The organism is uncultured Hyphomicrobium sp. (assembly GCF_902826555.1).
Taxonomy (GTDB): domain Bacteria; phylum Pseudomonadota; class Alphaproteobacteria; order Rhizobiales; family Hyphomicrobiaceae; genus Hyphomicrobium_C.
Genome location: NZ_CADEFI010000052.1, coordinates 1 through 7,949 on the forward strand (window position 1 = coordinate 1; position 7,949 = coordinate 7,949).

At 65.3% G+C, this 7,949-nt stretch carries 5 protein-coding genes and 1 pseudogene; all 6 read left to right on the forward strand.

Going from position 1 to position 7,949, the window contains the following annotated elements:
* Nucleotides 1-774: pseudogene (locus QZV93_RS16015) on the forward strand (cell division protein FtsH); the annotation flags it as partial.
* A gap of 77 nt (nucleotides 775-851) precedes the next feature.
* Nucleotides 852-1,952, forward strand: coding sequence for a dihydropteroate synthase (gene folP, locus QZV93_RS16020; protein WP_295559630.1), 1,101 nt, complete (start codon nucleotides 852-854; stop codon nucleotides 1,950-1,952).
* Between the two features lie 183 nt (nucleotides 1,953-2,135).
* Complete coding sequence (gene glmM / locus QZV93_RS16025) at nucleotides 2,136-3,488, forward strand: phosphoglucosamine mutase (RefSeq protein WP_295559631.1); 1,353 nt, start codon at nucleotides 2,136-2,138, stop codon at nucleotides 3,486-3,488.
* A 212-nt stretch (nucleotides 3,489-3,700) separates the two neighbouring features.
* A complete protein-coding gene (locus tag QZV93_RS16030) occupies nucleotides 3,701-4,516 on the forward strand; it encodes an outer membrane beta-barrel protein (RefSeq protein WP_295559632.1) in 816 nt (271 codons plus the stop codon).
* 245 nt (nucleotides 4,517-4,761) lie between these two features.
* Nucleotides 4,762-6,480 carry a mucoidy inhibitor MuiA family protein gene (locus QZV93_RS16035; RefSeq protein ID WP_295559633.1) on the forward strand — a complete coding sequence of 573 codons (1,719 nt, stop codon included), beginning with the start codon at nucleotides 4,762-4,764 and terminating at the stop codon, nucleotides 6,478-6,480.
* Between the two features lie 171 nt (nucleotides 6,481-6,651).
* Entirely contained in the window at nucleotides 6,652-7,944 is a 1,293-nt protein-coding gene (locus tag QZV93_RS16040) for an adenylosuccinate synthase (protein WP_295559634.1), read from the forward strand.
* Nucleotides 7,945-7,949: the final 5 nt, after the last annotated feature.

A 7,949-nucleotide genomic window follows, 5' to 3' on the forward strand; every position in this document is an offset into this window, starting at 1 on the left:
GTGACGCAGGCCGAGTTCGAGGACGCCAAGGACAAGGTGATGATGGGCGCCGAGCGGCGCTCCATGGTCATGAGCGAGGAAGAGAAGCGGAACACCGCCTACCACGAGGCGGGGCACGCCATCGTCGGCCTCAAGGTGCCATACGATCCTCTGCACAAGGTCACCATCATCCCGCGCGGGCGTGCGCTCGGCGTGACGATGAACCTGCCGGAGGGCGACCGCCACAGCCGCACGCGGCAGTGGTGCGAAGCGCGCCTTGCGGTGCTGTTCGGCGGACGCGAGGCGGAGATTCTGCTCGGCGGCCCCGAGAACGTGACCAACGGTGCCACCGGCGACATCCAGATGGCGACGCAGCTCGCCCGCGCGATGATCACGGAATGGGGCATGTCCGACAAGCTCGGGCGCGTGCGCTACAATGGAAACGAGCAGGAGATCTTCCTCGGTCATTCGGTGACGCAGACCAAGAATCTCTCGGACGAGACTGCAAAGCTCATCGACGACGAGATCCGCAACCTCATCCACGCAGGCGAGGAGAAGGCCAAGGAGATCCTGACCGAGAACATCGACAAGCTGCATGCGGTCGCCAAGGCGCTTCTGGACTACGAGACCATCTCGGGCGAAGAGGTGGCGACCATCATGCGCGGCGACACCATCGTGCGCCGGGACGACGACTCCTCGAAGGGGTCTACCGGCCCTGCCGTGCCGACCGCCGGGCGTTCGCGTCCGCGCGAGGAGCCGGGTGCCGGTGGCATGGAGCCTCAGCCGCAGTCTTGATGGGCGGGGTGTCGCTCGCTTAAGTTCGGGACGGCCGCGACGGTGTCGCGGCCGTTTCTTTTTTGTCCCGGAGGCTCATGCAGCGCTCGATCTACATCCGCCCGCTCGGCATCTATGCGGCACGTGCCAACACCGAGGCGCCGGAGACGCCGCAAGAGGTGTGGGGGGGCTTGCCGCTCGCGGGGGGACCGCTGGCGTTCTCGGCGCTCGAGGTGCTGGAGCGCAGCCCGCGCGGCACGATCCGGCGCACCATCGGGCTCGGCGACCTCTTCGAGCGCGACTGGGGCCGCAATACGCTGGCCGCTTCGGATCTCGTCGAGGAAATCCGCGCTCCGCGCGCGCGGCTGGCGGGGCTCTCGATGGACCGGCCGCGCATCATGGGCATCGTCAACGTCACACCCGACAGTTTTTCGGACGGCGGGTTGCACGACAACGCGGCGGCGGCGGTCGCGCACGGGTTGAGGCTCGCCGACGAGGGCGCCGACATCCTCGACGTCGGCGGCGAGTCGACGCGGCCCGGCTCGGACACGGTTGCTGTCGACGACGAGCTCCGCCGCGTCATACCCGTCATCGAGGGGTTGCGGGCGAAGACCGACAAGCTGATCTCGATCGACACGCGCAAGGCCGAAGTGATGCGTCGGGCCGCGCAAGCGGGGGCCGACATCCTCAACGACGTGTCGGCGCTGACGCACGATCCGCGCGCGCTCGATGTGGCGGCGGAGAGCGGGCTGCCCGTCATGCTCATGCATGCGCAGGGCGACCCAAAGACGATGAACGACAATCCGCAGTACAGCGACGTGGTCCTCGACGTGTTCGATTTCCTTGAGCAGCGCGTTCGTGCGTGCGTCGCGGCCGGTATCCCGAAGTCCAGGCTGGTGGCGGATCCGGGCATCGGATTCGGCAAGCATCTCGCTCACAACGTTGCGGTTCTCAATGCCATGAGCCTCTATCACGGCCTCGGGGTTCCGGTGCTGCTCGGGGCAAGCCGCAAGAAGCTCATCGGCCAGCTGTGTAACGTGGATGACCCCCGCGCGCGCGTGCCGGGCTCGATTGCTGCGGCGCTGCATTCGCTCGCGCAGGGGGTGCAGATCGTGCGCGTGCACGATGTGGCCGAGACCCGCCAGGCGATTGCGGTCTGGGAGGCCGCCCAGGCTGGCTCGGAAGCCGGGTTGGGCTGATGCTGCCCGTCGGACGCGCACCCGTCCATAATTCAGTCGTGCTATTAATTTATCAGATCGTCTTTATAATCCATCTGAAGTGTGGGCTGCCGGCGCGAGTGGGGGATGGCAGCAATCCTCGCCTTGGCGCGCGACGGGAACAGCCATAGAGTCGATCCGGGAGCACTACGATTGAGGGATCAGATGACACGCCGCTATTTCGGGACTGACGGCATCCGGGGACTTGCCAACAAGCACCCGATGACCTCGGAAGTCGCGCTCAAGGTCGGTATGGCCGCAGGCAAGCTGTTCCAGAACGGCAGCCACCGGCATCGCGTGGTCATCGGCAAGGACACGCGTCTTTCCGGCTATATGCTGGAAGCCGCACTGATGAGCGGTTTTACCTCGGTGGGCATGGACGTGTTCCTGCTGGGGCCGATGCCTACGCCCGCCGTCGCCATGCTGACGCGCAGCCTGCGTGCCGATCTCGGCGTGATGATCTCAGCCTCTCACAACCGTTATAGCGACAACGGCATCAAGCTGTTCGATCCCGACGGCTACAAGCTTTCGGACGAGGTCGAGCTCGAGATCGAGCGGCTGATCGAAGGTCCGATGGAGCCGCTGCTCGCCGCCGCCGACCGCATCGGACGGGCGACGCGCGTGGATAGCGCCCAGGAGCGCTACATCGAGTTTGCCAAGCGCACGCTGCCCAAGAACCTCAAGCTCAACGGGCTCCGGATCGTCATCGATTGCGCCCATGGCGCGGCCTACAAGGTGGCGCCGGAAGCGCTGTGGGAACTTGGCGCCGAGGTGATCAAGATCGGCGTCGACCCCGACGGGCGCAACATCAACTACAAGTGCGGCTCGACGGCGCCGGAGGCACTGATCGAGAAGGTGCGCGAGGTGCGTGCCGATATCGGCATCGCGCTCGATGGCGATGCAGACCGGGTCGTGATCGTCGACGAGAAGGGGCAGATCGTCGATGGCGATCAGCTGATGGCCGTGATTGCCGAGAGCTGGCACCGGCGCGGAAAGCTCAGCGCGGGCGGGATCGTCGCCACCGTGATGAGCAACCTCGGACTCGAGCGCTATCTCAAGGAGAACGGGCTTTCGCTGGCGCGCACGCCGGTCGGGGACCGGTATGTGGTCGAGCACATGCGACGGCACGGCTACAATGTGGGCGGCGAGCAGTCCGGTCACATCGTGCTTTCCGATTTCACGACCACCGGCGACGGGCTCGTCTCGTCGCTGCAGGTGCTGGCGTGCGTGGTGGCGACGGGCAAGCCCGTCTCGGAGGTGTGCGCGCGCTTCACGCCGCTGCCGCAGATCCTGCAGAACGTCCGCTATGCCAACGGCAAGCCACTCGACGACAAGCGCGTGCGCAAGGCCATCGAAGGCGCAAAGCAGCAGCTCGGCGACAGCGGCCGCCTCGTCATCCGCCCGTCGGGCACCGAGCCCGTCATCCGCGTGATGGCGGAGGGCGACGACGAGAAGCTGGTGCATACCGTGGTCGGCGACATCGTCGAGGCGGTGAAAGCGGCAGCGCAAGCGGCGTAGCCGTTCGCCAATCCTTAATGTCTTCCTAACGCGCGAGAGGAACGTGTTGCGCAGGCGCCATCCTGTCTGCGTATCGTCATCCCATGTCCTACAACGGGGCAGGATTTAAGCGTCTATTAAGCGTTGTCGGACAGAGTCCCTTCGAAGCAAGTGCTGCGTCCACACGCCGAGTCTCGCGCACCGGTGCGAGACAGCCTTCGAAAGGGACAGTCATGAGAATCTCACGCGTTTGCGCCCTACTTGGCGCAGCCGTCAGCGCAGCCATTCTTTCCGTATCGTTCGCGCCCGCACAGGCTGCCGATCTCGGCTACGGAAGCGTCAAGGATATTCCGCCGCCGCCGCCGTCGGGACGCGCCTGGTATCTCAAGGGCACCATCGGCATGAAGAATCCGGAGCCGGATTCGATCTATGTGGACGAGCCCGCCTTTGCCGACCACACGGTCCATCACGTGGACATCAAGAGCTCGGCTCTCTATGGCTTCGGTATCGGCGTCGAGCACAGCCGCTGGCTGCGCTTCGACATCACGGGCGAGTATCGCGGCAAGCAGCTCTTCCTGGCGCAGGATTCCTATTGCCGTGGTCCGGGCGACTGCGGCACGAACGAGTACACGGCGGATCTCGAGAGCTGGCTCGGTCTTGCCAACGTGTACGTCGATCTCACCACCTGGCGCGGCATCACGCCTTACATCGGCGGCGGCATCGGCATTGCCTCGATCGACGTGCAAGGGTTCAAGGACGTCAACGTTCCGAACAACAGCGTGTTCTACGGCAACTCGGACAACGCAACGACCAACTTTGCGTGGGCGCTCTATGCCGGTCTCAGCTACGACGTGACCGATCAGCTGACGCTCGACTTTGCCTATCGCTACACGGATCTGGGCGATGCGGAGACCGGTCGTGCGACGGCTTACGACGGATCGAGCTCCTATTCGGGTCTTCAGATCCGCGACATCACCTCGCACGATCTGCTCCTGAGCGCGCGCTATCGCCTCGATAGCCCGCAGGTCTATCCGGTGGCCATCAAATAGAATTGAAGGCGCGGCCCGACAAGGTATCTCGTCCCGGGCTGCGTCTTCGTAGGTCTTCAATATGAACGGGGTCGGCTTGGTCCGGCCCCGTTTTTGTTTTGTGGCGCTGCGAAAAGGGGGTGCGCGTCATAAATTCGTCGCGAAACGGCAGCACCTCAAACATCGAATTTAGATATGCTCGGCCAGGTTTCTTCGACCCTTTCCTTAGGATCATTCTCAACTCCAGCCCGAAAGGTTGCTCCCCCGTGAAGAAGTTGCTTGTCGTTGCGCTTCTTGTCACTGCCGGCCCGGGACTTGCCCGCGCCGCGGAAGTCGAGGCTCTCTCGCGGATCGACGCAGTCACCGTGTTTCCGATGGGGGCCGAGGTGGTGCGCGTCGCCAAGGTGCAGCTCGAGAAGGGCGAGCATACCGTCCTGTTCCGCGATCTTCCGGCGAGTGCCGTCGACGGCTCGATCCGCGTCGAGGGTACGGCGTCGGGCAAGCTCGAAATCGGATCGGTGGACACGCGCCGTCTGTTCGTGCCGCAAGCCAATGCCGAGGCCAACGCCACCGAGCGGCGCCAGATCGAGACCGAGCTCGAAGCGCTGCGGGACGATCGTGCGCGGCTCGATGCACAGGTGCAGGGCGCGGAGACGCAGAAGCAGCTCATCACCAACCTCACGCAACTGCCGACGCGGCCGGCGCCGTCGTCCGGGTCGGAGCGTGGCGAGGATTGGACGGCGGTGCTAGCGCTGATCGCGACGGGCTCGGCGGAGGCGCAGCGGGCGATCCAGGACGCGCAGATCCGCACGCGCGAGACGGACCGCAAGATTCAAGATCTGGAAAAGAAGCTCGGCGAGATCGCGCCCGAAAAGACGGAGCGCACGGAGGCCAAGGTGTTCGTCGTCGCGCAGTCGGCGCTGGAGGCGGATATCACCCTTCGCTATCAGGTTTCCAATGCGTCCTGGACGCCGCTCTATGACGTGCGGCTCGCGACCGGCGACAAGACAGTGGCGCCCAAGATCGATCTGGCCCGGCGGGCCTCGATCAGCCAGAGGACGGGCGAGGCGTGGACGGACGTGGCGGTGACGTTGTCGACGACACGCCCTGCAGCCGGGGCGTCGGCGCCCGAGCTCAGGCCCCTGATCGTCGATTTCGAGCCTCCGCCACCGCCGCCGGCACCCCGGCCCGAGATGTCGATGGCGCCGGCCCCGACGACGGCGGTCGGACGTGGCGCCGAGGATGCGGTTGCCCAGGCGGCGCCCATGGAAGAGGGTGAGGCCGACGATCGCGACGGGCTCGGCGGCGCGATGCGCTACAAGAAGGCGGCCGTGGTCGAGCGCCCGGCCGAGGTGGTCCAGGCGCCGTTCCATGCGCTCTACGCCGTGCCGGGACGCCTCGCCATTCCGGAGACGGGGGAAGCGAAGCGGGTGCAGCTCGGCGCCGAGGTGATCGAACCGTCACTCACCATTCGCACGGTGCCGAAGGTGGATCCCAAGGCCTATCTCTATGCCAAATTCAATCTGCCGAAGGGCTCGCCGCTGCTGCCGGGCGCGGTGTCGCTGTTCCGCGATGGAACGTTCGTCGGCACCGGCAGGTTGCCGATGCTGTCGCCGGGCGAGGAGCACGAGCTCGGCTTCGGGGTCGACGATCTCGTTCGTGTCCGCCATGCGATCTCGGAGGAGACACGCGGCGAGACGGGGCTGATTTCCACCTCGCGCACGGACAGCCGCAACTTCCTGATCTCCATCAAGAGCATGCATGAGCGCAGCGTGGCGCTGGCGGTATTCGACCAGGTGCCGGTGTCGGCCAACCAGGAGATCAAGGTGGATTTGACGGGCAAGGCGCCGACAAAGCAGAACGTCGACGACAAGCGCGGCGTCGTGGTGTGGGAGGGCAAGCTCGATCCCGATCAGGAGCAGACCATCGAGTTCGGGTACCGAGTCTCCTGGCCTTCGGCCAAGTCGGTGATCTACCGGCAATAGGACGCGGGCAGCGGGTGCGGGTTAAGCATTCGGATCCCTTGATAAAAGGGCCGAAATTGCTGACGTAGTGGAAAACTGCTTCCACTTTTCCGCCGGCGCTTTAAACGTAGCGTCTTGGTTTTTGGCCCCGGTCTGTCAGCCGGGGCCATTTCATGACACGTGGTGGAGAGAATGGCTAACGTCGTAGTCGTCGGCGCGCAGTGGGGCGACGAAGGGAAGGGCAAGATCGTCGATTGGCTCTCGGAGCGGGCCGACGTCGTGGTGCGGTTTCAGGGCGGGCACAACGCGGGCCACACGCTTGTCATCGGCAATACGACCTACAAGCTGTCGCTCCTGCCGTCGGGCGTCGTCAGGCCGAACAAGCTCGGCGTGATCGGAAATGGCGTGGTCGTCGATCCTTGGGCGCTGTGCGCCGAGATCGAGAAGCTGCGTGGCCAGGGACTGACGATCACTCGCGACAACCTGCGCATCGCCGAGAACGCGACGCTGATCCTGCCGTTCCATCGCGAGCTCGACGTGATGCGCGAGGATGCGGCGGGCGACGGCAAGATCGGGACGACGGGGCGCGGCATCGGCCCTGCCTACGAGGACAAGGTCGGGCGGCGCGCGATCCGCGTGCTGGATCTCAAGAACCTGGCGACCCTCGGACCCAAGGTCGACAGGCTGCTCCTGCATCACAACGCGCTGAGGCGGGGGCTCGGTAAGCCCGAGATCAGCAAGGACGCGCTGATGGCGGAGCTGCATCAGGTCGCGCCCAAGGTGCTGCCTTACGTGGATGTGACGTGGGACCTGCTCGACCAGGAGCGCAAGGCGGGCAAGCGCATTCTGTTCGAGGGTGCGCAAGGGGCGCTGCTCGACGTCGACCATGGCACCTATCCGTTCGTCACCTCGTCGAACACAGTGGCGGCACAGGCGGCGACCGGAGCGGGCATCGGCCCGGGTGCGCTTGGCTTTGTGCTCGGCATCGCCAAGGCCTACACGACGCGGGTTGGATCGGGTCCGTTTCCGACTGAGCTCACCGACAAGATCGGCGAGACCATTGGCGAGCGGGGGCATGAGTTCGGCACGGTTACGGGGCGCAAGCGCCGCTGCGGCTGGTTCGATGCCGTGCTGGTGCGGCAGGTGGCCAAGGTGTCGGGCATCAACGGTATCGCGCTGACGAAGCTCGACGTGCTGGACGGCTTCTCCGAGGTCAAGGTGTGCGTCGGTTACAAGCTCGACGGCGAGACGCTGTCGCGGCTGCCCGCTGATGCGGATGCACAGGCGCGCGTCGAGCCGATCTGGGAGACCTTCGAGGGCTGGTCGCAATCGACGCGCGGGGCGCGGCGCTGGGCGGATCTGCCGGCGCAGGCGGTGAAGTACGTGAAGTTCATCGAGGAACTCATCGAGTGTCCGGTGACGCTGCTCTCGACGAGCCCCGAGCGCGACGACACGATCCTGATGAAGGATCCGTTCGAGGATTAAGGCGG

Excerpts from the sequence above, each read along its gene's own strand:
- folP (WP_295559630.1), top strand. The coding sequence starts at position 852 with ATGCAGCGCTCGATCTACATCCGCCCGCTCGGCATCTATGCGGCACGT.
- glmM (WP_295559631.1), top strand. The coding sequence starts at position 2,136 with ATGACACGCCGCTATTTCGGGACTGACGGCATCCGGGGACTTGCCAAC.
- QZV93_RS16030 (WP_295559632.1), top strand. The coding sequence starts at position 3,701 with ATGAGAATCTCACGCGTTTGCGCCCTACTTGGCGCAGCCGTCAGCGCA.
- QZV93_RS16040 (WP_295559634.1), top strand. The coding sequence starts at position 6,652 with ATGGCTAACGTCGTAGTCGTCGGCGCGCAGTGGGGCGACGAAGGGAAG.